The organism is Kribbella sp. VKM Ac-2569, from assembly GCF_004216905.1.
Taxonomy (GTDB): Bacteria; Actinomycetota; Actinomycetes; order Propionibacteriales; family Kribbellaceae; genus Kribbella.
Genome location: NZ_SGXJ01000002.1, coordinates 1070773 through 1096377, shown reverse-complemented (window position 1 = coordinate 1096377; position 25605 = coordinate 1070773). Strand labels below are relative to the sequence as shown.

Annotated in this window: 19 protein-coding genes; 18 read left to right on the top strand and 1 reads right to left on the bottom strand. The window is 67.0% G+C overall.

Annotated elements, in window-relative coordinates:
* Positions 1-107 precede the first annotated feature (107 nt).
* The 13 genes from EV649_RS18425 (at position 108) to EV649_RS18365 (ending at position 18557) form a co-directional block, all read left to right on the top strand.
* Positions 108-1055, top strand: coding sequence for an ABC transporter ATP-binding protein (locus EV649_RS18425; protein ID WP_130384662.1), 948 nt, complete (start codon positions 108-110; stop codon positions 1053-1055).
* Positions 1052-1825, top strand: a complete 774-nt coding sequence (locus tag EV649_RS18420) for an ABC transporter permease (RefSeq protein WP_130384661.1) — start codon at positions 1052-1054, stop codon at positions 1823-1825. The genes EV649_RS18425 and EV649_RS18420 overlap by 4 nt, the downstream gene beginning before the upstream one ends.
* A 13-nt stretch (positions 1826-1838) precedes the next feature.
* Positions 1839-2657 (top strand): ABC transporter permease, encoded by an 819-nt coding sequence (locus tag EV649_RS18415; protein ID WP_130385096.1) that lies wholly within the window; start codon positions 1839-1841, stop codon positions 2655-2657.
* A 1-nt stretch (position 2658) separates the two neighbouring features.
* On the top strand, positions 2659-3993 hold the full coding sequence (locus EV649_RS18410; protein ID WP_241998325.1) for an MCE family protein: 1335 nt from the start codon (positions 2659-2661) through the stop codon (positions 3991-3993).
* Positions 3990-5021: an MCE family protein gene (locus tag EV649_RS18405; protein WP_130384660.1), complete on the top strand. Its 1032-nt coding sequence runs from the start codon at positions 3990-3992 to the stop codon at positions 5019-5021. The genes EV649_RS18410 and EV649_RS18405 overlap by 4 nt, the downstream gene beginning before the upstream one ends.
* Complete coding sequence (locus tag EV649_RS18400) at positions 5018-6031, top strand: MCE family protein (RefSeq protein WP_130384659.1); 1014 nt, start codon at positions 5018-5020, stop codon at positions 6029-6031. Before EV649_RS18405 ends, EV649_RS18400 begins: the two co-directional genes overlap by 4 nt.
* A complete protein-coding gene (locus EV649_RS18395; RefSeq protein ID WP_130384658.1) occupies positions 6031-7218 on the top strand; it encodes an MCE family protein in 1188 nt (395 codons plus the stop codon). Before EV649_RS18400 ends, EV649_RS18395 begins: the two co-directional genes overlap by 1 nt.
* Positions 7215-8444 (top strand): MCE family protein, encoded by a 1230-nt coding sequence (locus EV649_RS18390; RefSeq protein ID WP_241998324.1) that lies wholly within the window; start codon positions 7215-7217, stop codon positions 8442-8444. The genes EV649_RS18395 and EV649_RS18390 overlap by 4 nt, the downstream gene beginning before the upstream one ends.
* Complete coding sequence (locus tag EV649_RS18385; RefSeq protein WP_130384657.1) at positions 8441-9730, top strand: MlaD family protein; 1290 nt, start codon at positions 8441-8443, stop codon at positions 9728-9730. The genes EV649_RS18390 and EV649_RS18385 overlap by 4 nt, the downstream gene beginning before the upstream one ends.
* On the top strand, positions 9727-10218 hold the full coding sequence (locus EV649_RS18380) for a hypothetical protein (RefSeq protein ID WP_130384656.1): 492 nt from the start codon (positions 9727-9729) through the stop codon (positions 10216-10218). Before EV649_RS18385 ends, EV649_RS18380 begins: the two co-directional genes overlap by 4 nt.
* Positions 10218-10883: a hypothetical protein gene (locus EV649_RS18375; protein ID WP_130384655.1), complete on the top strand. Its 666-nt coding sequence runs from the start codon at positions 10218-10220 to the stop codon at positions 10881-10883. Before EV649_RS18380 ends, EV649_RS18375 begins: the two co-directional genes overlap by 1 nt.
* Positions 10884-11145: 262 nt before the next feature.
* Positions 11146-14628, top strand: a complete 3483-nt coding sequence (rpoB, locus tag EV649_RS18370; protein ID WP_130384654.1) for a DNA-directed RNA polymerase subunit beta — start codon at positions 11146-11148, stop codon at positions 14626-14628.
* A 68-nt stretch (positions 14629-14696) separates the two neighbouring features.
* Positions 14697-18557 carry a DNA-directed RNA polymerase subunit beta' gene (locus EV649_RS18365; RefSeq protein ID WP_130384653.1) on the top strand — a complete coding sequence of 1287 codons (3861 nt, stop codon included), beginning with the start codon at positions 14697-14699 and terminating at the stop codon, positions 18555-18557.
* A 144-nt stretch (positions 18558-18701) separates the two neighbouring features.
* Here the strand turns inward: EV649_RS18365 and EV649_RS18360 are convergent, their stop codons facing one another.
* Positions 18702-19727, bottom strand: coding sequence for a hypothetical protein (locus EV649_RS18360; protein ID WP_130384652.1), 1026 nt, complete (start codon positions 19725-19727; stop codon positions 18702-18704).
* Between the two features lie 495 nt (positions 19728-20222).
* Here EV649_RS18360 and EV649_RS18355 point away from each other — a divergent pair, with 495 nt between their 5' ends.
* The 5 genes from EV649_RS18355 (at position 20223) to fusA (ending at position 25566) form a co-directional block, all read left to right on the top strand.
* A complete protein-coding gene (locus EV649_RS18355; RefSeq protein ID WP_130384651.1) occupies positions 20223-21509 on the top strand; it encodes a nuclear transport factor 2 family protein in 1287 nt (428 codons plus the stop codon).
* Positions 21502-22260, top strand: a complete 759-nt coding sequence (locus EV649_RS18350) for a maleylpyruvate isomerase N-terminal domain-containing protein (protein WP_130384650.1) — start codon at positions 21502-21504, stop codon at positions 22258-22260. The genes EV649_RS18355 and EV649_RS18350 overlap by 8 nt, the downstream gene beginning before the upstream one ends.
* 278 nt (positions 22261-22538) lie before the next feature.
* Positions 22539-22913 carry a 30S ribosomal protein S12 gene (gene rpsL, locus EV649_RS18345; protein ID WP_130384649.1) on the top strand — a complete coding sequence of 125 codons (375 nt, stop codon included), beginning with the start codon at positions 22539-22541 and terminating at the stop codon, positions 22911-22913.
* Positions 22913-23383, top strand: a complete 471-nt coding sequence (gene rpsG, locus EV649_RS18340; protein ID WP_130384648.1) for a 30S ribosomal protein S7 — start codon at positions 22913-22915, stop codon at positions 23381-23383. The genes rpsL and rpsG overlap by 1 nt, the downstream gene beginning before the upstream one ends.
* A gap of 71 nt (positions 23384-23454) precedes the next feature.
* Entirely contained in the window at positions 23455-25566 is a 2112-nt protein-coding gene (gene fusA / locus EV649_RS18335; protein WP_130384647.1) for an elongation factor G, read from the top strand.
* Positions 25567-25605 lie beyond the last annotated feature (39 nt).

Below are 25605 nucleotides of genomic sequence, written 5' to 3'. Positions count from 1 at the left end.
GGGTTACGCAAAACCGTACTCGTGCGTAACCTAGGCCACTGCCCCGTCGTTGGGACGGCAGAACGTCGTCGGTCGGGGGCCAGCAGACATTCCCGTGAGGAGGGCCGGTGGGCGTAGAAGTCCGCGTCGAAGGTCTCACCAAATCCTTCGGTAGCCAGCTGATCTGGGGCGATGTGTCCCTGACGCTGCCGGCCGGTGAGATCTGCGTGATGCTCGGCCCGTCCGGCACCGGCAAGTCCGTGTTCCTGAAGACGCTGATCGGTCTGCTCAAGCCCGACAAGGGCCACGTGTACATCGAGGGCACCGACATCGCCACCTGCAGCGAGCGCGAGCTGTACGACGTACGGCGGCTGTTCGGCGTGCTGTTCCAGGACGGCGCGATGTTCGGCTCGATGAACCTGTACGACAACGTCGCGTTCCCGCTCCGCGAGCACACAAAGAAGTCCGAGTCCGACATCCGCTCCATCGTGATGGAGAAGATGGAGATGGTCGGCCTGGTGGGCGCGGAGAAGAAGCTGCCCGGCGAGATCTCCGGCGGTATGCGCAAACGCGCCGGCCTGGCCCGCGCGCTGGTGCTGGACCCGCAGATCCTCCTGGTCGACGAGCCCGACTCCGGCCTGGACCCGGTCCGTACGTCGTTCCTGAACCAGGTGATGATCGACCTGAACGAGGCGTTCAGCCCGACGTTCCTGATCGTCACCCACGACGTCAACACCGCGCGCACCGTGCCGGACAACATCGGCATGCTGTACCACCGGCACCTGGCCATGTTCGGCCCGCGGGAGATGCTGCTGTCCAGCGAGGAGCCGGTGGTCCGCCAGTTCCTGAACGCGCAGATGGTCGGCCCGATCGGCATGTCCGAGGAGAAGGACGCCGACGAGCTGGCCGCCGAGGCCGGTCAGGAACTGCCGCCGCTGCCGCCGATCCCGATCCAGCAGCTGCCCAGCAGCGGCATGCTCCGGCCCACCCAGCGGGAGCCAGGCGCATGGTGCCGAGAGCACGGCGTCACCCCGCCGCCGGGCTCGTTCGCCACATCGACAGTGGGGGCCCGGTGACCGTTTCCGCGACCGCCCCGCTGAAGCAGGCTGGTTCGCTGTTCGCCTTTGCTCTCGACACCGGCCGGGCCACGTTCCGCCGGCCGTTCCAGGTGAAGGAGTTCCTCCAGCAGGCCTGGTTCGTGGCGAGCGTGACGATCATCCCGACCGCGCTGGTCGCGATCCCGTTCGGTGCGGTGATCGCACTGCAGGTCGGCGGCCTGATCAAGCAGTTCGGCGCGCAGGCCTTCACCGGTTCCGCCGCGGTGCTGGCCGTCGTACGGGAGGCGTCGCCGATCGCGACCGCGCTGCTGATCGCCGGGGCTGGTGGCTCGGCGATCTGCGCGGACCTCGGCTCGCGGAAGATCCGTGAAGAGCTGGACGCGATGATGGTGCTCGGTATCGACCCGATCCAGCGCCTCGTCGTACCGCGGGTGCTGGCGACGATGCTGGTCGCGTTCTTCCTGAACGGTTTCGTCAGCGTGGTCGGCGTGATGGGCGGCTACGTCTTCAACGTCGTCCTCCAGGACGGCACCCCCGGTAGCTACATCGCGAGCTTCACCGCGCTCGCACATCTTCCCGACCTGTGGCAGGGGCAGGCGAAGGCGCTGGTCTTCGGGTTCATCGCCGCGGTCGTCGCGTCGTACAAGGGCTGTAACGCGGGCGGCGGCCCGAAGGGCGTCGGCGACGCGGTGAACCAGTCGGTCGTCATCACGTTCATGCTGCTGTTCGTCGCGAACTTCTCGATGACCGCGATCTACTTCCAGCTCGTTCCGCCGAAGGGGGCCTGACGTGTCGGCCCTGATGGACGTGCTGGTCAAGAAACCCCTGAACTCGCTCGACCACCTCGGTGAGCAGCTTGCCTTCTACATCAAGGCGCTCGCCTGGTCCGGCAAGTCCGTCACGCGGTACCGCAAGGAGATCCTCCGGCTGCTCGCCGAGGTGACGCTCGGCTCCGGCGCGCTGGCCGTGATCGGCGGCACCGTCGGCGTGATCACGTTCCTGGCGTTCTTCACCGGCACCGAGGTCGGCCTGCAGGGCTACTCGGCGCTGAACCAGATCGGTACGTCGGCCTTCGCCGGCTTCGTGTCGGCGTACATCAACACCCGCGAGATCGGCCCGCTGATCGCCGGTATCGCGCTCGCCGCGACCGTCGGCTGCGGTTTCACCGCGCAGCTCGGCGCGATGCGGATCAGCGAGGAGATCGACGCCCTCGAGGTGATGGCGATCCCGTCGCTGCCGTTCCTGGTCACCACCCGGATCATCGCCGGCCTGATCGCGGTGATCCCGTTGTACGTCGTCGGTCTGCTGTCGTCGTACCTCGCGACCAGACTCACCGTCACCACGTTCTACGGGCAGAGTACGGGCACGTACGACCATTACTTCCACCTGTTCCTGCCACCCGGAGACGTGCTCTGGTCGTTCGGCAAGGTGCTGGTGTTCTCGGTCCTGGTGATCCTGGTGCACTGCTACCACGGCTACCACGCGAGTGGCGGCCCCGCTGGTGTGGGCGTCGCCGTCGGTCGCGCCGTACGGACGTCCATCGTCGTGATCAACGTCGTCGACCTGCTGCTGTCGATGGCCATCTGGGGTACGACGACCACCGTCAGGCTGGCGGGGTGACATGACCAGACTCATCTCGCACAAGGTGCTGGGCGTCGCGTTCATCGGCGTACTGGTGTTCCTGCTGTGGCTGACGTACGCGTTCTACTCCAAGGTCTTCACCAAGACGGTGAACGTCGAGCTGAAGACCAGCCACATCGGCCTGCAGCTCAACGAGCACGCCGACGTGAAGCTGCGCGGCATCATCGTCGGCGAGGTCCGCGGGGTCTCCACCGACGGCGACGAGGCGACCGTCGACCTGGCGCTCAAGCCGGACCAGGTGGACGAGATCTCCGCCGCGGTCAGCGCCCGGATCCTGCCGAAGACGCTGTTCGGCGAGAAGTACGTCGCGCTGGTGCCGCCGAGCGCCTCTGACGGTGCAGGCCCGCACATCAAGGCCGGCGACGTGATCAGCCGGGACAAGACCGCGGTCGGCATCGAGATCGAGAAGGTGCTGAACGACGCGCTGCCGCTGCTCCAGGCGGTCGATCCGGCCGACCTGAACGCCACACTGAACACACTCGCGACCGCGCTCGAGGGCCGCGGCGCCGAGATCGCCGGCACCCTGACCCAGCTCGACGGGTACCTGAAGAAGCTGAACCCGCACGTCCCGAAGCTGATGGACGCGCTCGCCAAGCTCACCCAGGTCGCCGATCTGTACGGCGACGCGACGCCGGACCTGGTCCGCGCGCTGCGGAACCTGACGATCACCGGCAACACGGTCGTCGAGAAGCAGAAGCAGCTGCAGCAGTTCTTCGTCGACGTGCAGAACCTGTCCACGACCGGGGACACGTTCCTGAAGGCCAACGAGGACCGGGTGATCCGGCTTGGCCAGGTCACGCGTCCCGTCCTCGACCTGCTGGAGCGGTACTCGCCCGAGGTGCCGTGCTTCCTCCAGGTGATGACCGAGACCGCCCCGATCCTGAACGACACGTTCCGCGACGGTCGGCTGAACATCAACCTCGAGTTGATCACCAACCAGCCGACGCCGTACGAGCCGAACGAGTTGCCGGTGTACAAGGACCACCGTGGGCCGACCTGTGTGGGCAAGAACTACAGCCACCCGGGTTCGAAGCCGGGTCCGTACACCCAGGAGAACCCGGCGCCGTACATCACCGGTGACGACGGCGTGATCGGCGACCACAACAAGAACCAGCGCTTCCCGCTCGACCTCAAGCTGAACCGGGCGATGCCCGGGTTCGCGATGGACACCCAGGGCGTCGGATCGCCGGCCGAGCAGAAGGTGATCGACTCGGTCGTCGGCCCGGAGATGGGCGTTGCGGCGAACGACGTACCGGATCTGACGACCCTGATGGTCGGCCCTCTCCTCCGTGGAGGGCAGGTGAATCTCAAATGAGCTTCTTCGATAGGAAGACCACGTTCGACACCGTCCGGCTCGGGATCTTCGTGGTGGTCACGACCGTCGCGACCGCGCTGCTGGCGGTGACGATCGGGAACATCAGCTTCAACCCGACGACGAAGTACAAAGCCGTCTTCACCGACGCGGTCGGGCTGAACCAGGGCGACGACGTCCGGATCGCCGGGGTGAAGGTCGGGCAGGTCGACAAGATCGCCCTCTACGACAACACGTTGGCGATGGTCACGTTCAGCGTCGACTCCGACCAGGTGATCGACACCTCGACGCATGCGACGCTGCGCTACCGCAACCTGGTCGGCAACCGGTACGTCGCGCTCACCGACGGCATCGGCGGCGGCGACCGGCTGAAGAAGAACGGCGTCATCCCGAAGGAACGCACGACGCCGGCGCTCGACCTGTCGGTGCTGTTCAACGGCTTCAAGCCGCTGTTCACCGCGCTCACCCCGGCGGACGTGAACCAGTTCGCGTTCGAGGTGATCAAGGTGCTGCAGGGCGAGGGCGGCACGATCGAGTCGCTGCTGGCCAAGACGGCGTCGCTGACCACCACGCTGGCCGACGCCGACCAGGTGATCGGCGACCTGATCACGAACCTGACCTCGACGCTGCAGATCGTCTCGCAGCGGCAGGCGAACTTCTCCCAGCTGCTGGTCAACCTGCAGCAGTTCATCACCGGTCTGAGTCAGGACATCAACCCGATCCTCAGTTCGCTGACCTCGATCAACTCGCTGAACACCAAGACCGCCGGCCTGCTGCAGCAGACCCGGGTGCCGATCAAGGCCGACCTGGACAAGCTCCGCGCGGTCGCCAGCACGCTGGACGACACCCAGGCGATCTGGGTGAAGACGCTGCAGTTCATGCCGGAGAAGCTGAACACGATGACTCGCACCGCGTCGTACGGCTCCTGGTTCAACTTCTACCTGTGCAACTTCGACGGCAACGTCACGCTGCCCACCGGTACCCGCGTCCCGGTCGCCTACGACCTCAACTCGGCGAGGTGCAAGAAGTGAAGCCTTTCCGGGAACAGAACCAGGTCACCATCGGCGTGGTCGGCCTGACGGTCATCGGGCTGATCATGCTGGCCGCGTTCAAGGCGCAGGACCTGCCGCTGATCGGCGGCGGGACGAAGTACTCCGCGCAGTTCTCCGAGGCCGGCGGCCTGAAGCCGAACGACGAGATCCGGGTGGCCGGAGTCCGCGTCGGCAAGGTCCGCGACGTCGAACTCGAAGGCACCCACGTCCGGGTCGACTTCGTGGTCGACAAGGGCGTGAAGCTCGGCGAGCAGACCGGCGCCGAGATGAAGATCAAGACCCTGCTCGGCCAGAAGTACCTGAAACTCAACCCGGCCGGCCCCGGCGAGCTCAAGCCGGGCTCCGAGATCCCGCTGGCCCGGACGATCTCGGCGTACGACGTCGTGGACGCCTTCACCGACCTGGCCAACACCACCGAGCGGATCAACACCGCCCAGCTGGCGAAGGCCCTGGACACGTTGTCGGCGACGTTCAAGAACACGCCCGAAGAGGTGCAGGCGTCGCTGACCGGCCTGTCCCGGCTGTCCCGGAACGTGGCCAAGCGCGACGAGCAGCTCAAGCTGCTGCTGCAGCACTCGAACGTGGTTACCAAGGTTCTTGCCGACCGCAACCAGCAGCTGATCAAGTTGATGAAGGACGGCAACAAGGTCTTCCAGGCCGTGCAGGCCCGGCGGGCGCTGATCCACCAGTTGCTGGTGTCGACGCAGAAGCTGTCCGCGCAGATCACCGCGCTGGTCCGGGAGAACCGCAAGGATCTCGGGCCGACGCTGCAGAAGGTGAACGCGGTGCTCGCCGTACTGCTGCAGAACCAGACCTCCCTGGACGCGAGCATCAAGGGCCTCGCGCCGTTCGTCCGGGTCTTCACGAACACCCTCGGCACCGGGCCGTGGTTCGACACCTACCTGCAGAACCTGGTGCCGGTGCCCGAGATCCCGCTGCCCAAGGTGCTACCCACCGGGATCCCCCCGATCCTGGGAGGTGGCGGCTGATGCGGGTGAACGCGATTTCGCGGCTGATCGCGATGGCAGTGGTCCTGGTGATCATCGTGGTCGGCGCCGTGTCCCTGTGGCCGAAGCCCGAGCGGGTGACGGCGACGGCGTACTTCCCGCGGGCGGTCTCGGTGTACCCGGGATCGGACGTCCGGATTCTCGGCATCAAGGTCGGCGAGGTGGAGAGCGTCACGCCGGCCGGCCGTAGCGTGCGGGTGAAGTTCTGGTGGGAGGCCAAGCACAAGGTGCCGGCCGAGGCGAAGGCGGTGATCGCCTCGCCGTCGATCGTCGCGGACCGGTACGTGCAGCTCACCCCGGCGTACTCCAAGGGCGCTGTGATGGCCGACGGTGCGCAGATCCCTCTCGACCGGACCGCCGTACCGCTGGAGCTCGACCAGATCTACCAGAGCCTCAACGACCTGTCCGTGGCGCTCGGGCCGAAGGGCGCGAACGACCAGGGCGCGCTGGCCCGGCTGCTGGACGTCTCGGCGAAGAACCTGAACGGCCAGGGCGCCAAGCTGAACCAGACCATCACCGACGTCTCGAAGCTGACCAGCACGTTGTCGGGCAACTCGTCGGCGCTGTTCAACACGATCCGGCAGCTGCAGACGTTCGTGTCCGCGCTGGCCGCGAACGACCAACTGGTCAAGCAGTTCAACACGAACTTCGCCGCTGTCTCGACCACCCTGGCGGGCGAGCGCAAGGACCTCGGCGCGTCGCTGTCGCTGCTCGCCACCGCGCTCGGCGAGGTCGCGACGTTCGTCAAGGAGAACCGGACGCTGGTGAAGAACACCGTCACCGGGGCCACCAAGCTGTCGCAGATCCTGGTGAACGAGAAGGCCGCGCTGGCCGAGGTGCTTGACACCGCCCCGCTCGGCCTCGGCAACCTGGCCCGGATCTACAACCCGCAGTTCGGCACGCTGGACCAGCGCATCAACCCGGGACAGCTCGACGACCCGGCGACGTTCGTCTGCTCGCTGCTGCTGCAGGCGAACCAGCCGATGTCGATGTGCTCGACGCTGAAGCCGGTCCTCGACGCCCTGGCCAAGCTGCCGCTGATCGAATCGCTGACCGGCACCGCACCGGTCAGCGGCGGTCCTGCCGGTACGCCGTGGGCGCCGACGCCGAAGGCCCCGCTGAACAGTCCCGACCCCGTGGACCCGACGCTCGGGGGGTTGGTCAAGTGAGACGCCGTACGTCGATCGTCGCCGGAGTCGCCGCGCTCGCGATGCTGCTGAGCGGCTGTGACTTCTCCGTCTACTCGCTCCCGCTGCCGGGCGGCGCGAAGATCAAGGGGGCGTCGTACACGGTCACCGTCGAGTTCGCCGACGTCCTGGACCTGGTGCCGAAGTCGTCGGTGAAGGTCGACGACGTCACCGTCGGCACGGTCGAGAAGGTCTGGCTGGACGGGTACGTCGCGAAGGTGCGGATCAAGCTTCCGAAGAGCCTCGCGCTGCCGGACAACACGCACGCCACGATCCGCCAGACCAGCCTGCTGGGCGAGAAGTTCGTGTCGCTGGCCCGGCCGACCGGGTCCGAGAAGGCGCGCGGCAAGCTCGACAACGGCGAGCTGATCCCGCTGTCCAGGACCACCAGCAACGTCGAGGTGGAGGAAGTTCTCTCCGCTCTCTCGCTGCTGCTGAACGGCGGCGGTGTCGCGCAGTTGCAGATCATCACGCAGGAGCTGAACAAGGCGCTGACCGGCAACGAGCCGGCCATCCGCAGCGTGCTGACCCAGCTGAACACGTTCGTCGGCACCCTGGACCAGAACAAGGCGCGGATCGTCACCGCGATCAAGTCGGTGGACGCGCTCGCCAAGAAGCTGAACGCGCAGAAGGCGACGCTGGCGACCGCGATCGACTCGCTGCCGACGTCGATCGCGACCCTGGACAAGCAGCGCGCCGCGCTGGTCAAGACGCTGCAGGCGCTGGCCACGCTGGGCAACACCGCGACCCGGGTGATCACGTCCGCACAGAAGGACCTGGTGGCCAACCTGCAGTCGCTGTACCCGATCCTCACCAAGCTGGCTGAGGCGGGGGAGAACCTGCCGAAGTCGCTGGAGCTGCTGTTCACCTATCCGTTCCCCGACAATGCCGCCAAGGCCGCGAAGGGTGACTACACCAACCTCGGGATCACGGTGGACGTGAACACCAAGAAGGCGCTCGACACCCTGCTCGGGATCCAGCTGCCGACGGTCGGCCCGACCGCGCTGCCGACCGGCCGGATCAGCCTCCCGGTGCACCTGCCGACCAGTCCGGCGCAGGGCAGTGTGCTGCCGTCGCTGCCGGTCCCGACCGGGACCGCGACGACCTGCATCACGGTGCTCGGCCTGCCGGTTTGCTCGCCGAAGCTGAACCGGTCCGGGTTCGATCCCGACCTCGCCAAGGCGCTGATGCCGGGGGTGGTCGGATGATCACCAGAGCGGTCCGGATCCAGCTGATGGTGTTCCTGCTGATCACCGTCGTCGGCGTCGCCTTCGTCGGCGCGAAGTACGCCCAGATCGACAAGCTGATCGTCGACACCGACTACACCGTCAGCGCCAGCTTCGTCGAGTCCGGCGGCATCTTCGCGGGCGCCGAGGTGACGTATCGCGGCCAGCCGGTCGGCCGGGTTGGGCAGCTGAAGCTGCTCGACGACGGCGTCCAGGTGGACATGGACATCGAGAAGAAGGTCAAGATCCCGAACGACCTGCTCGCGGTGGTCGCGAACCGGTCGGCGATCGGCGAGCAGTACGTCGACCTGCAGCCGCGCCGCGACGGAGCGCCGTACCTGCAGGACAACTCGAAGATCGACCGCAAGGACACCGCGATCCCGATCGACACCACCGAGCTGCTGCTGAACCTGGACCAGCTGGTGAACTCGGTCGACAAGGAGAGCCTGCGGACCACGGTGCGCGAGCTCGGGGCCGCGCTGAAGGGCAAGGGCACCGACCTGCAGAAGATCATCGACAGCTCCGGCAAGCTGATCGACGACGCCGACGCGAACGTGCTGCAGACGATCAAGCTGATCAACGACGGCGACACCGTGCTCGCCACCCAGGTGGCCAGCGGCGACGCGATCAAGACCTGGGCGAAGAACCTGGCGCTGCTGTCCGACACCCTGGTCAGCTCGGACAGCAACCTGCGCAAGGTGATCGACCAGGGCTCGCTCGCGTCCACCCAGATCACCGGCCTGATCCAGGACAACAGCGCGTCCGTCGCGGTGCTGCTCGGTAACCTGCTGACGGTGAGCGAACTGACCGCGGTCCGGCTGGACGCCGTCGAGCAGCTGTTCGTGGTGTACCCGGCGGTGTCGATGGGTGGATACGTCGTACCGGCCAAGAACGCCGAGGGGCACTACGACGCGCACTTCGGCCTGGTCGTCGGGCTCCAGCCGCCGGCCTGCCGGCCCGGGTACGGCGGGACGAACAAGCGGGTCCCGCAGGACCTGAAGGACACCCCGGCGAACACCAAGGCCGGTTGTACGGCGGACCCGAAGAGCGGGATCAACGTGCGCGGCTCGCAGAACAAGCCGTCGCCGTCGTCGCGCGAGGACCTGAACCGGTCCGGCTACGGGCTCGGGTACGACCCGGCGACGGGCGCCGCGGGCGGAGCCGATGGGATGCCGGGCATGACGCTTGGCTCCACCGGCGGACAGCAGGACCTGCTCGGCAGCGATTCCTGGAAGGCACTCATCCTTGGACCGGTGACCGGCAAGTGATCGCACGGAACGGCCGGCTGGTGCTGGCCTGGGCTCTCAGCGTGCTGCTCCTGGTGGCGATCGCCGGCCTCACGCTGTCGGTGGTCGCCCTGAGCAAGCAGCGGGCCGACGATTCGCAACGCGACGGCGCGATGAAGGCGGCGCGGCAGTTGGCGCTGGACTTCACGACGTACGACTACCAGACCTGGGACGCGGACTCGAAGCGGGTCATCGACGACTCCACCGGGCAGTTCAAGCAGGAGTTCCAGCAGGGGATCGACGCGGTGAAGACCGACGTGGTGACGAACAAGGCGACCTCCAAGGGCGACGTCAAGGAAGCCGCCGTCGTCTCGAACGACAAGGACTCCGCCCAGGTGCTGGTGATCGTGAACGCGGTGGTGACGAACACGGCCTCGGCCGAGGGCGTCCAGCGCCGGTACCGGATCAAGCTGGACATGGTCCGCGAGAAGGACCGCTGGCTGACCGCCGACCTGCAGGTGGTGGGCTGATGTCGGACCGCCGCAGCCGCCCACGGATCGCCGGCCAGCGCCGTACGGCGAAACCGGACCAGCCGCCCGAACTGGTCGAGGAGACCCGTGCGGAGGATGTGACCCCGGCCACAGAAGAGGCCTCGGAGGCCGTTTCCGAGAAGTCGCCGGTCGCCGAAATCTCTACGGAGAGTGAGCAGAAACGAGGTCTCGGGACCGCGCTGACGGCCGCGCTCGGCGTCGTCGTCGTACTCACCCTGACCGTCGCCGCGGTGCTCGGGATCAAGGCCTGGCACGGCGAACAGGCCGAGGACGCCCGCAACCAGGCCTCCGCCGCGGGCCGGAAAGCGGCCGAGACGGCGCTCAGCTACGACTACCGTGACCTGGACAAAAGCTTCGCTGCCGCGCGGGCGACGATGACTCCGGAGTTCGCCGCGAAGTTCGACGAGACCGCGAAGGTGGCAGGCGTTCTGGCCACCAAGACCAAGGCCACGGTGAAGGCCGACGTCCGCGAGGTCGGGGTCCGCGACGGCGACGCCGACCGGGTCACGCTGATCATCTTCGTCAACCAGACGACCACCAGCACGATCACGAAGGGTAGTCCCCGGGTGGACCTGAACCGGACCCGGTTCACGATGGTCCGAAACGGCGACCGATGGCTGGTCCAGGAGATCGCCGGACTGTAATCTCTAGGTAACTCCGCACCAGAGGGGCGCCGGTTGTCTCGTGGGTGATCTACCCGCTGGAGACTCCGGGTCGGTCCTTGACGGAGAGGGTGGTCCGACGGCAGACTATTGGACCCCATTGGACAGGCTTGCCTGGATCAGGTAACCTATTCCTTTGCGCTGCCTTTCTCTCGCCTCTGCTCGGGTCTCCGACTTGACTGGGGCGGCTTGGCGTGCGCTCCCAGCACCGATGTGATTTTGCGAGCCCGTGGAAGGACGCCCCTTGGTCGCCTCGCGCAACCCCCAGTCCGACAGTATTTCCAACGTCACCGGCCCCCGCCGCATCTCCTTCGCAAAGATCTCCGAGCCTCTCCAGGTTCCGGATCTGCTTGCGCTTCAGGTGGACAGTTTCGACTGGCTGGTCGGTAACGAAACGTGGCAGGCCCGCGTGGCCGCCGCCGAGGCCGAGGGGCGGTCGGACCTGTCCGGCCCCAGCGGCCTGGAAGAGATTTTCGAGGAGATCTCCCCGATCGAGGACTTCAGCGGCACCATGTCGCTGTCGTTCCGCGACCACCGCTTCGAGCCTCCGAAGAACACGGTGGACGAATGCAAGGAGCGGGACGTCACCTACTCCGCGCCGCTGTTCGTCACCGCCGAGTTCATGAACAACGAAACCGGTGAGATCAAGAGCCAGACCGTCTTCATGGGCGACTTCCCGCTGATGACGCGCAAGGGCACGTTCGTCATCAACGGCACCGAGCGGGTCGTCGTGTCCCAGCTCGTCCGCTCGCCCGGTGTGTACTTCGAGCGCACCCCGGACAAGACGTCCGACAAGGACATCTTCACCGCCAAGATCATCCCGTCGCGCGGCGCGTGGCTGGAGTTCGAGGTGGACAAGCGCGACATGGTCGGCGTCCGCCTCGACCGTAAGCGCAAGCAGAACGTCACCGTGCTGCTCAAGGCGCTCGGCTGGACCGACGCGCAGATCCTGGAAGAGTTCGGCGACTACGAGTCGATCCGGCTGACCCTGGAGAAGGACCACACGTCCGGCCAGGACGACGCGCTGCTCGACATCTACCGCAAGCTGCGTCCGGGTGAGCCGCCGACCCGCGAGGCCGCGCAGGCGCTGCTGGAGAACTACTACTTCAACGGCAAGCGCTACGACCTGGCCAAGGTCGGCCGCTACAAGATCAACAAGAAGCTCGGCCGTGACGAGGCGCACGACATGGCGGTGCTGACCGTCGACGACATCGTCGCCACGATCAAGTACCTGGTCGCGCTGCACGAAGGCAAGACCGAGCTGCCTGCGCCGACCGGCGAGATCGTGGTCGAGGAAGACGACATCGACCACTTCGGCAACCGCCGGCTGCGGACCGTCGGCGAGCTGATCCAGAACCAGCTGCGCACCGGTCTGGCCCGGATGGAGCGCGTGGTCCGGGAGCGGATGACGACCCAGGACGTCGAGGCGATCACGCCGCAGACCCTGATCAACATCCGTCCGGTGGTGGCGGCGCTGAAGGAGTTCTTCGGCACCTCCCAGCTGTCGCAGTTCATGGACCAGACCAACCCGGTCGCGGGCCTGACCCACAAGCGCCGGCTGAACGCGCTCGGCCCGGGTGGTCTGAGCCGTGAGCGGGCCGGGTTCGAGGTCCGTGACGTGCACCCGTCGCACTACGGCCGGATGTGCCCGATCGAGACCCCGGAAGGCCCGAACATCGGTCTGATCGGCTCGCTCGCGTCGTACGGCCGGGTGAACGCGTTCGGCTTCGTCGAGACGCCGTACCGCAAGGTCGTCGACGGCAAGGTCACCGACCAGGTGGACTACCTGACCGCCGACGAGGAGGACCGGTTCGTCATCGCCCAGGCCAACGCGGCGCTGAACGACGACAACCGGTTCGCCGAGGAGCGCGTGCTGGTCCGTCGCCGGCACGGCGAGGTCGAGCTCGTGCCCGTCGACGACGTGGACTACATGGACGTCTCGCCGCGCCAGATGGTGTCGGTGGCGACCGCGCTGATCCCGTTCCTCGAGCACGACGACGCCAACCGCGCGCTGATGGGTTCGAACATGCAGCGCCAGGCGGTGCCGCTGATCACCTCGGACGCCCCGCTGGTCGGTACCGGCATGGAGTTCCGCGGTGCGGTCGACGCCGGAGACGTGGTCGTGTCCGACAAGCCCGGTGTGGTCAAGGAGGTCTCGGCCGACCTGATCGAGATCGCCGCCGACGACGGCACGTACCAGACCTACCGGATGGCGAAGTTCCGCCGCTCGAACCAGGGCACCTGCATCAACCAGCGCCCGCTGGTGGACGCCGGTCAGCGGGTCGAGATCGGTACGCCGCTGGCCGACGGTCCGTGCACCGACGAGGGCGAGATGGCTCTCGGCCGCAACATGCTGGTCGCGTTCATGACGTGGGAGGGCTACAACTACGAGGACGCGATCATCCTCAGCCAGCGCGTCGTACAGCAGGACCTGCTGACCTCGATCCACATCGAGGAGCACGAGGTCGACGCCCGCGACACCAAGCTGGGCCCGGAGGAGATCACTCGGGACATCCCGAACGTCTCCGACGAGATGCTGTCCGACCTGGACGAGCGCGGCATCATCCGGATCGGCGCCGAGGTCACCACCGGTGACATCCTGGTCGGCAAGGTCACGCCGAAGGGCGAGACCGAGCTGACCCCGGAGGAGCGGCTGCTGCGCGCGATCTTCGGTGAGAAGGCGCGCGAGGTCCGCGACACGTCGCTGAAGGTCCCGCACGGCGAGGAGGGCACCGTCATCGGCGTCCGGGTCTTCGACCGGGACAACGGCGACGAACTGCCGCCGGGCGTCAACCAGCTGGTCCGGGTGTACGTCGCCCAGAAGCGGAAGATCTCGGTCGGTGACAAGCTGGCCGGCCGGCACGGTAACAAGGGCGTCATCTCGAAGATCCTGCCGGTCGAGGACATGCCGTTCCTCGAGGACGGCACCCACGTCGACGTCATCCTGAACCCGCTGGGCGTGCCCGGCCGGATGAACGTCGGCCAGGTCCTGGAGACCCACCTCGGCTGGATCGCCAGCCGCGGCTGGGAGGTCGACCCGGAGAACGAAGAAGAGTGGGCGCAGCGGCTGATCAAGATCGGCGCCGGTGCGGCCGAGCCGATGACGAACGTCGCCACCCCGGTCTTCGACGGCGCCACCGAGGAAGAGGTCACCGGCCTGCTCTCCTCGACGCTGCCGAACCGGGATGGCGTCCGGATGGTCAACGGGCAGGGCAAGGCGAAGCTGTTCGACGGTCGTTCGGGTGAGCCGTTCCCGGACCCGATCGGCGTCGGTTACATGTACATCCTGAAGCTGCACCACCTGGTCGACGACAAGATCCACGCGCGTTCGACCGGTCCGTACTCGATGATCACGCAGCAGCCGCTGGGCGGTAAGGCCCAGTTCGGTGGCCAGCGGTTCGGCGAGATGGAGGTGTGGGCCCTGGAGGCCTACGGTGCCGCCTTCGCGCTGCAGGAACTGCTGACCATCAAGTCCGACGACGTCGTCGGGCGGGTCAAGGTGTACGAGGCGATCGTCAAGGGCGAGAACATTCCGGAGCCGGGTATCCCGGAGTCCTTCAAGGTTCTGGTCAAGGAAATGCAGTCCCTGTGTCTGAACGTGGAAGTGCTCTCGTCCGACGGAAGCCGGGTCGAGATGCGCGACAGCGAGGAGGACGTCTTCCGTGCAGCGGAGGAACTGGGCATCGACCTGTCTCGGCGCGAGCCGAACAGCGTCGAGGAGGTCTGAGCGGGTTGCCGCTTGAGATCAACAACCAACTCACTCAGACCATTTTTAGCAACGGGAGATAACACATCGTGCTCGACGTGAACTTCTTCGACGAGCTTCGGATCGGCCTTGCGACCGCGGATGAGATCCGCCAGTGGTCGCACGGCGAGGTCAAGAAGCCCGAGACGATCAACTACCGGACGCTCAAGCCCGAGCGTGACGGTCTGTTCTGCGAGAAGATCTTCGGTCCCACCCGGGACTGGGAGTGCTACTGCGGAAAGTACAAGCGCGTTCGCTTCAAGGGCATCATCTGCGAGCGGTGTGGCGTCGAGGTCACCCGCTCCAAGGTGCGCCGCGAGCGGATGGGCCACATCGAGCTGGCCGCGCCGGTCACCCACATCTGGTACTTCAAGGGTGTCCCGTCGCGGCTCGGCTACCTGCTCGACCTCGCCCCGAAGGACCTGGAGAAGGTCATCTACTTCGCGGCGTACATGATCACCGACGTCGACGAGGAGTCGCGGCACCGCGACCTGTCCTCGCTCGAGGGTCGCGTGGACGTGGAGCGCAAGCAGCTCGAGAACCGTCGTGACAACGACATCGAGACGCGGATGAAGAAGCTCGAGGAGGACCTGGCGCAGCTCGAGGCCGAGGGCGCCAAGGCCGACGTACGCCGCAAGGTCAAGGAAGGCGCCGAGCGTGAGGTCAAGCAGCTGCGCGACCGCTCGCAGCGCGAGATCGACCGCCTCGACGAGGTCTGGACCCGGTTCAAGAACCTGAAGGTCCAGGACCTCGAGGGCGACGAGATCCTCTACCGCGCCATGAAGGAGCGGTTCGGCAAGTACTTCGAGGGCGCCATGGGCGCCGCCGCGATCCAGCGCCGGCTGGAGACCTTCGACCTGAAGGCCGAGGCGGGCAACCTGCGCGAGACCATCAAGACCGGTAAGGGCCAGCGCAAGACCCGCGCCCTGAAGCGGCTGAAGGTCGTCACCGCGTTCCTGGCCACCAACAACAGCCCGATGGGCATGGTGCTCGACTGCGTCCCGGTGATCCCGCCGGACCTGCGGCCGATGGTCCAGCTCGACGGTGGCCGGTTCGCCACCTCCGACCTGAACGACCTGTACCGCCGGGTGATCAACCGGAACAACCGGCTCAAGCGACTGCTCGACCTGGGCGCGCCGGAGATCATCGTCAACAACGAGAAGCGGATGCTGCAGGAGGCCGTCGACGCGCTGTTCGACAACGGCCGCCGTGGCCGTCCGGTCACCGGTCCGGGCAACCGGCCGCTGAAGTCGCTGTCCGACATGCTCAAGGGCAAGCAGGGCCGCTTCCGTCAGAACCTGCTCGGCAAGCGCGTCGACTACTCCGGCCGTTCGGTCATCGTGGTCGGCCCGCAGCTGAAGCTGCACCAGTGCGGTCTGCCGAAGGCGATGGCGCTGGAGCTGTTCAAGCCGTTCGTGATGAAGCGGCTGGTCGACCTCAACCACGCGCAGAACATCAAGTCCGCCAAGCGGATGGTCGAGCGTCAGCGCGCCCAGGTCTGGGACGTGCTGGAAGAGGTCATCACCGAGCACCCGGTCCTGCTCAACCGTGCACCAACCCTGCACCGGCTGGGCATCCAGGCGTTCGAGCCGCAGCTGATCGAGGGCAAGGCGATCCAGATCCACCCGCTCGTCTGCTCCGCGTTCAACGCGGACTTCGACGGTGACCAGATGGCGGTGCACCTGCCGCTGTCGGCCGAGGCGCAGGCCGAGGCCCGGATCCTGATGCTGTCGACGAACAACATCCTGAAGCCGGCCGACGGTCGTCCCGTCACCATGCCGACCCAGGACATGATCATCGGCATCTACTTCCTGACCATGCTGAAGGAAGGCGCCAAGGGCGAGGGCCGGGCGTTCAGCTCGGTGGCCGAGGCGATGATGGCCTTCGACCGCAACGAGTTGGCGCTGCAGGCCAAGATCACGATCCGGCTGAGCGGTTCGGCCGCTCCGCAGGACGCGCTCGTGCTGGACAATGGCGGGTTCGCGCTGGAGACGACGCTGGGCCGGGCGCTGTTCAACGAGGCGCTGCCGGCGGACTACCCGTTCGTCGACACCGAGGTGGGCAAGAAGCAGCTCGGTGGGATCGTCAACGACCTGGCCGAGCGGTACACCAAGGTCGAGGTCGCGCACGCCCTGGACGCGTTGAAGGACCTCGGTTACTACTGGTCCACGCGTTCCGGCGTGACGGTGTCGATCGACGACTTCAGCACGCCGCCGTCCAAGCCGGAGATCATGGCGCGGTACGAGTCGCAGGCCGAGAAGGTCCAGAAGCAGTTCGAGCGGGGTCTGATCACCTCGTCCGAGCGGCGCCAGGAGCTGATCGAGATCTGGACCGGCGCCAACGCCGAGGTCGGTAAGGCGATGGAGGAGAACTTCGCCAAGGACAACCCGATCTGGATGATGGTGCACTCGGGAGCCCGAGGCAACATGATGCAGATCCGGCAGATCTCCGGTATGCGTGGCCTGGTGGCCAACCCGAAGGGCGAGATCATCGCCCGGCCGATCAAGTCCAACTTCCGTGAGGGCCTGTCGGTGGTCGAGTACTTCATCGCCACCCACGGTGCGCGGAAGGGTCTGGCCGACACCGCGCTGCGGACCGCCGACTCGGGGTACCTGACCCGTCGTCTGGTGGACGTGTCGCAGGACGTGATCATCCGCGAGGAGGACTGCGGCACCGAGCGGGGCCTGCCGAAGCAGATCGGCGAGAAGGACCCGTCCGGCAAGGTCGTGCACGCCGAGAACGTGGAGACCAGCGCGTACGCGCGGACCCTGGCCACCGACGCCCTGGACGCCGACGGCAACGTCGTGCTCGCCGGCGGCGCCGACCTGGGCGACGTGTCGATCGCGAAGCTGGTCGCGGCCGGGCTCGAGGAGGTCAAGGTCCGGTCGGTGCTCACCTGTGACGCCAAGACCGGTACCTGCGCGAAGTGCTACGGCCGTTCGCTGGCGACCGGCAAGCCGGTCGACATCGGCGAGGCGGTCGGCATCATCGCGGCCCAGTCCATCGGTGAGCCGGGTACGCAGCTGACGATGCGGACCTTCCACACCGGTGGCGTCGCGGGTGATGACATCACCCACGGTCTGCCGCGTGTGGTCGAGCTGTTCGAGGCGCGTCAGCCCAAGGGCAAGGCGCCGATCTCGGAGGCCGCGGGCCGGATCGCGATCGAGGACACCGACAAGACCCGGAAGCTGGTGCTCACCCCGGACGACGGTTCCGAGGAGGTCGCCTACCCGGTGTCGAAGCGTGGCCGCCTGCTGATCGAGGACGGTCAGCACGTCGAGGTCGGTCAGCAGCTCACGCAGGGTACGCCGGACCCGCAGGAGGTTCTGCGGATCCTGGGTGTCCGCAAGGCGCAGGAGCACCTGGTGGACGAGGTCCAGGAGGTGTACCGGTCGCAGGGTGTGGCCATCCACGACAAGCACATCGAGATCATCGTCCGGCAGATGCTGCGCCGGGTCACGGTGATCGAGTCCGGCGAGGCGAACCTGCTGCCGGGTGAGCTGGCGGACCGGATCATGTTCGAGGCGGAGAACCGTCGCGTCGTGGCCGAGGGCGGTACGCCGGCCTCGGGTCGTCCGGTGCTGATGGGTATCACCAAGGCCTCGCTGGCGACCGAGTCGTGGCTGTCGGCCGCCTCCTTCCAGGAGACGACCCGCGTCCTCACCGAGGCCGCGATCCACGGCAAGTCCGACTCGCTGGTCGGTCTGAAGGAGAACGTCATCATCGGCAAGCTGATCCCGGCCGGTACGGGCATGGACCGGTACCGCAACATCCGGGTGGAGCCCACCGAGGAGGCGAAGGCCGCGATGTACTCGATGGTCGGCTACGAGTCGTACGACTACGACTTCGGCCCGTCCAGCGGACAGTCGGTCCCGCTCGACGACTTCGACCTCGGTTCCTACCAGAACTGAGCGCAGTCACCCCGCCGAGGGCGGCGCTTCCCATCCGGGAGGTGCCGCCCTCGCGCCATCTCCAACCCCCTGCGCACTGGCCGCCCCAAACCGATTTGGGGAGCACCACCGCCCGTTTCGGGGGGAACAATCTCCCCGAACTGGCTAGGCGACGTTGCGAGCGGCGGCACAACCGGTAGAGCAGGCGCGTGCGGTGCCGGTCCAGCCTCGAAGGCGGAGGGCACTAGCCACCTGGGCGGCTGCCAGACATGGCTCGTCGACCAGTCGGTAGCCGAATCGCAAGGTCAGCTGGCCGCTCATCGCCGTGGAATTGTCCCGGCGCATGTCGCGCCACCGCGACTCGGAGTCCGAGTGACCGGCGTGCCCGTCGAGCTCGATGACGAGTCCGTAGGGGGAGTACAGGACATCGCGATAACGGACTCTTCGGCCAGACCCGTCCGTCGACTCGACCCGGACCTGCCGTTCAGCCGTCGGCAGGGCATGCGCCCGCTCGACCCGGCGCAGGTAGACCTGCTCCAGGAACGACTGCACACCGTCCGCCGCGTCCAGCACGATCCGGCGAAGCATCTGGCGAGCGGGCAGTCTGGTGAGCGAGTCGAGTTCGGCGAGCAGACGCTCGGGAGTACTGGCGCGCTGGCGGCAGACATCGAGTAGCAGAGCCGCCTGTCGAGACGTGTTGGGGTCTGAACTCGCCGTCGTCAGAGCTGCGACTTCGAGCCGCACGATCGGCGGTGTCCGGGAGCCGTGCAGTTGCGCTGAGAAACCGCGATGACGGCTGACGAGAACCCCGGCCCGCTGGTTGACCCTGCGCGCATGCGGTACCGCGAGGTGAATGCGATCGTCTCCTCGAACTCCGTCGACGCCGTACCAGCGCAGCGCCGTGGGCCCGGTGAGGGCGGCATCCGGGCCGTAGGCGAGCCAGGCGGCCCAGACCCTGGTCTCCCAGGGCAGCGGCCCCGTGAAGTCGACGTACACACCGCCGTGGACCTGCTGGATCTGCCGCGCACGGCACCGCCGCGAAAGAACCTTGTCCGTGATCCCGTGCATGATCGCCTGATGTCTGCTGAAGGCGCCCGCCTGCCGGTGACGCAGTTCATTGAACAATCGGGTGAGGCTGTCGGCCGACTCGTCAGGTGAATCGTCGTCCCGCACCGCTTCGACGCATCGCATGGCAACTCCTCTCGACAGATCGCCCGCGGATCCGCTGCCAGAGAAGATGCACCGCCGACCACCCGTCCCGCCCGACCATTCGCCGCCTGTGCAAATCCGACGCAAGCCACCACCCCCTTCCACCCCCAAGCCCTCGTGGCACCCCCCGTCGCCCAAACCGGTTCGGGGACGCGAGCTGCCCGATCCGGGTGGGTGATCCTCCCCGGTCTGGATGGATCTCGCCCCCGAACCGGTTTGGGGAGTTCATCCACCGGGGGTGGGCGGGGAGGCGTTCGGCTGGCGGGGGAGAGGGAGGGGTGGGGTGGTCGTGTGGCTCGTGGGGTTTGGTGGGGAGGGGATCTTGTGGCGCGTGGGGTTGGTTTGGGTGGGGAGGGGGTGCTTTTGGGGGTTGGTGGTGGTGCGATTCCCTGCTCCTTGCGGAGCTCGTGGGGCGGTTTGGGAAAGACACTCGGGGTGGCGGCTGTAAAGGTGCTCGGTATGCGCCAAGATTGGTGCATGACGGATCTGCCGGCCTACCTGCGGCCTTTCGTCTTGGGGGTTCTGGAAGGTTCTGACGTACGCGTCGATCGCCTGGGGGAGATCGACCTGTACCGCCCGCCCGGTACCGCCCGAGGCGGCGCAATTCTCTTTGTGCACGGGGGACCTGGGCCTGCCGGCCTCGAGGTGATGCCTCGGGACTGGCCGGTCTACAAGGGCTACGCGACGGCTGCCGCCAGGCGGGGCCTGGTGGCCGCGGTGGTCGACCACAGCCTGATCCACGGCCTCGAACGACTGGTCGCGGCCGCGGACGAGGTGGAGGCAGCGGTCGGCGTACTGCGTTCCGACCCACGGGTCGACCCCGATCGGGTCGGACTGTGGTTCTTCTCCGGCGCCGGCCTGCTGGCCGGGGAGTGGCTGGACAGCCGCCCCGACTGGCTGCGCTTCGTCGCCCTGACCTACCCCCTGCTCGCCACCCCGCCCGGTGTCGACGATTTGGTAACCGCCGCCGAAGTGATCGGCAAACACAAGGACCTGCCGGTGCTGCTGACAAGAGCTGGACTCGAGCGTGAGGAGCTCGCCGGTCCGGTAGCGGAGTTCGTCTCCGCGGGCGGCGCCGCGCTGGACATCATCGACGTACCGAAAGGGCACCACGGGTTCGACATGCTCGACCACACCGAAGAATCACGCGCCGCCGTGACCAAGGCTCTCGACTGGGCGATCGCCCACCTCGGCGAAGAGCCTGGCGCGGACGGCAAGCTCCTCGTCCCACCCCCGGCCAAGAAGAAGACCACTTCAACCCGCCGTACGACGCCTGCAGCCAAGGCGGCCGTCGCGGTGCAGGAAACCCCGGCTCCGGCTGAACCCGCCACTCAGCCGCCTGCCGCCCCCGCACCCATCACCCCTGCACCTGTTGTCCCCGCTGCGGCTCAGCCCCCGCTGGCGGGCCTGGGAGCCGCGACGGTCGCGGCTGTCACCGCTGACACCCCGGCTGCGCGGGTGATCGGCCGTGAGCACGCGGCGTACGACGCACACGACCTCGAGGCCTTCCTGGCCATGTACTCGCCGACCGCCCGGATCCTTCTCGCGGACGGCTCCGAGCTCAAGGGGCGCCGGTTCCTGCGCGAGTTCTACCGCCCGCGCTTCGCCGCCGGCCGCTGCAAGACCGAGGTCGTCCAGCGGCTGATGCTGGCGGAGTGGGTGGTCGAGCACGTCGTTACCTACGACGACGGCGAATCCACCCCGCAACTGGCCCTCTACCGCGTCGCCGACGGCTTGATAACCGACGTCGAATTCCGTGCCTGATCCGATCGACCACCTCACCGAGTTCGAGCGCGCGGCCGAGGACTTCGCGGCGGCCCTCGGATGGGTCGATCCCGGCGCGGCCGTGCCCGCCTGTCCTGGCTGGACCGTCGCCGACCTGGCCCTGCACCTGGGGTCAGGTCAGCGCTGGGCCGCGTCGATCCTGCTCTCCGGCACTGCCCAGAAGGTGCCGGAGGTGCTGCGGACGACGATCTCCTGGTCGGACTGGTACGCCGGAACGACCGGCGCGTTGCTGGCCGCGATCCGTGCGGTCGACCCGGACGAACCGTGCTGGAACTTCGCCCCGGTGGATCAGCGGGCCGGCTTCTGGGCCCGCCGTCGTCTGCATGAGACGGTTATCCACCTTGTGGACCTGATTCAGGCCGGGGTTGCGGCGGGGGAGCAGGTCGACACTGGTCTGGCCGTCGTACCTGCGGCGGTCGCGGCCGACGGGGTGGACGAGGTGTTCGAGGTGTTCCTGCCCCGGATGCTGGCCCGCGGGTTCGCGCCGGCGGTGACCCGGCAGGTCGGCGTTCGGGCCACCGACACCGGGCACGAGTGGACGCTGACGCCTGTGTCACAAGGCGATCGGCCGCTCGTCGAGCGAGGAAAGGCGGTCGGTGAAGCGGTGCTTTCGGGGACTACCTCCGAGCTCGACCTGTGCTTGTGGAAGCGTTTGCCGGGACGGGTTCTGACGGTCGGGGGAGACGCTGCGGTGGCGGCGGATTTCCTGGGTGGGAGGGCCACCGCGTAGAGCCTGTAGACTGAAAGCGCGGAAGGCTCTCTACCGTGGTCAGTTACTCATTTTGACCGCACTTGAGGCACCCGCTAGTCTTAACGATCGTGCCCGGGGTCTTTCCTGGGCCGTCATGCGTGCCCCTCGTCCAACGGATCGGGCCGCGTGGCACGGGACTCCTGCCGACAGTCTGGAAGATTACGGCTTCGGTCTGCTCGTGCGCACGCGACACACCCGACCGCGGGGGTCAGGCAAAAGTTACAAACCCAGCCGGACGACAGAAAGAGACCCACGCGGTGCCCACCATTAACCAGCTGGTCCGCAAGGGCCGCCAGGACAAGGTGTCCAAGAACAAGACGCCCGCCCTGAAGGGTTCCCCTCAGCGTCGTGGTGTGTGCACGCGCGTCTACACGACCACGCCGAAGAAGCCGAACTCCGCGCTTCGCAAGGTTGCGCGTGTCCGCCTGACCAGCGGTATCGAGGTCACCGCCTACATTCCCGGCGTCGGCCACAACCTGCAGGAGCACTCGATCGTGCTCGTGCGTGGCGGTCGTGTGAAGGACCTCCCGGGTGTCCGGTACAAGATCATCCGCGGTTCGCTCGACACCCAGGGTGTGAAGAACCGGAAGCAGGCTCGCAGCCTCTACGGCGCGAAGAAGGAGAAGAGCTAATGCCGCGCAAGGGCCCCGCCCCGAAGCGCCCGGTCATCATCGACCCGGTCTACAGTTCGCCGCTCGTCACCCAGTTGATCTCGAAGATCCTGGTCGACGGCAAGAAGCAGATCGCGCAGAGCATCGTGTACAACGCTCTCGAGGGCACTCGCACCAAGACCGGCACCGACCCGGTGATCACGCTGAAGCGTGCGCTGGACAACGTGAAGCCGAGCATCGAGGTGAAGAGCCGCCGCGTCGGTGGAGCCACGTACCAGGTGCCGATCGAGGTCAAGCCGGGTCGCTCGACCACGCTCGCCCTGCGCTGGCTGACGTCGTACTCCCGTGCGCGTCGCGAGAAGACCATGTCCGAGCGCCTGATGAACGAGATCCTGGACGCGTCCAACGGTCTCGGTGCGTCGGTGAAGCGCCGCGAGGACACGCACAAGATGGCCGAAGCCAACAAGGCTTTCGCCCACTACCGCTGGTGATCCGGGGTCCGATCCGGACTCCAGCATTCACCCCTTTGACGCAGTACAGAATCGAGAGGTAGACCACCGAGGTGGCCGTACAAATCACCACCGACCTGGCCAAGGTCCGCAACATCGGGATCATGGCCCACATCGACGCCGGCAAGACGACGACGACCGAGCGGATCCTCTTCTACACCGGTATCACTTACAAGATCGGTGAGGTCCACGACGGCGCCGCCACGATGGACTGGATGGAGCAGGAGCAGGAGCGCGGCATCACGATCACGTCCGCCGCGACGACCTGCACCTGGAAAGACCACACCATCAACATCATCGACACCCCGGGCCACGTCGACTTCACCGTCGAGGTGGAGCGCTCGCTGCGCGTCCTCGACGGTGCCGTCGCTGTCTTCGACGGTGTCGCCGGCGTGGAGCCGCAGTCGGAGACGGTCTGGCGTCAGGCCGACCGGTACGGCGTACCCCGCATCTGCTTCGTGAACAAGCTGGACCGGACCGGCGCGGAGTTCATGCGCTGCGTCGACATGATCGTCGACCGGCTGGCCGCGGTGCCGCTGGTGCTGCAGCTGCCGATCGGGTCCGAGGCCGACTTCATCGGCGTCGTCGACCTGATCGGGATGCGCGCGCTGACCTGGCGCGGCGAGACCACGATGGGTGAGGACTACACCGTCGAGGAGATCCCGGCGACCCACACCGAGATCGCCGCCGAGTGGCGCGACAAGCTGATCGAGACGCTGGCCGAGGCCGACGACGAGATCATGGAGCAGTACCTGGAGGGCGACGAGCCCACCCAGGAGCAGATCGTCGCGGCCATCCGGCGGGCGACCATCGCGAGCAAGCTGACCCCGGTCCTGACCGGTACGGCGTTCAAGAACAAGGGCGTCCAGCCGCTGCTGGACGCGATCAACGCCTACCTGCCGAGCCCGATCGACGTCCCGGCCATCGAGGGCCACGACGTCAAGGACGGCGAGCAGGTCGTGCTGCGCAAGCCGGACGACAGCGAGCCGTTCTCGGCGCTGGCGTTCAAGATCGCGGCCGACCCGCACCTGGGCAAGCTGACCTTCATCCGGGTGTACTCGGGCAAGCTCGAGACCGGCACCCAGGTGCTGAACCCGACGAAGGGCCGCAAGGAGCGGATCGGCAAGATCTACCGGATGCACGCGAACAAGCGTGAGGAGATCGCGTCGATCGGCGCCGGCCACATCGTCGCCGTGATGGGCCTGAAGGACACCACCACCGGTGAGACCCTGTGCGACCCGGCGAAGCCGGTCGTGCTGGAGTCGATGCAGTTCCCGGCCCCGGTCATCTCGGTCGCCATCGAGCCCAAGTCGAAGGCCGACCAGGAGAAGCTGGGCGTCGCGATCCAGCGGCTCGCCGAGGAGGACCCGACCTTCCAGGTCCGGACCGACGAGGACACCGGCCAGACGATCATCGCCGGTATGGGCGAGCTGCACCTCGAGGTGCTGGTCGACCGGATGAAGCGCGAGTTCCGCGTCGAGGCGAACGTCGGCAAGCCGCAGGTCGCCTACCGCGAGACCATCAAGAAGAAGGTCGAGAAGGTCGACTACACGCACAAGAAGCAGACCGGTGGTTCGGGTCAGTTCGCGCGCGTGATCATCAACGTCGAGCCGACCTCGGTCGAGGCCGGCGGCGAAGGCGGCTACGAGTTCGTCAACTCCGTCACCGGTGGCCGCATCCCCCGGGAGTACATCCCGTCGGTGGACGAGGGCGCCCAGGAGGCGATGGAGTTCGGCGTACTGGCCGGCTACCCGATGGTGGACGTCAAGGTCACGCTGACCGATGGCGCGTACCACGACGTCGACTCGTCCGAGCTCGCCTTCAAGATCGCCGGTTCGATGGCCTTCAAGGATGCCGCCCGCCGGGCGAATCCCGTCATCCTGGAGCCGATGTTCGCGGTCGAGGTCACCACGCCCGAGGACTACATGGGTGAAGTGATCGGCGACCTCAACTCCCGCCGTGGCCAGATCCAGTCGATGGACGAAGGTCCTGGTGGCAGCCGGGTCGTCAAGGCCCTGGTGCCGCTGTCGGAGATGTTCGGGTATGTCGGTGACCTGCGGTCGAAGACCCAGGGCCGCGCGTCCTACTCGATGCAGTTCGATTCCTACGCCGAGGTTCCGAAGAACGTGGCGGAAGAGATCATCAAGAAGGCCCGGGGCGAGTAATCTCTCGCTCCTGACCACCACACCCCAAGCGCGTCGGCG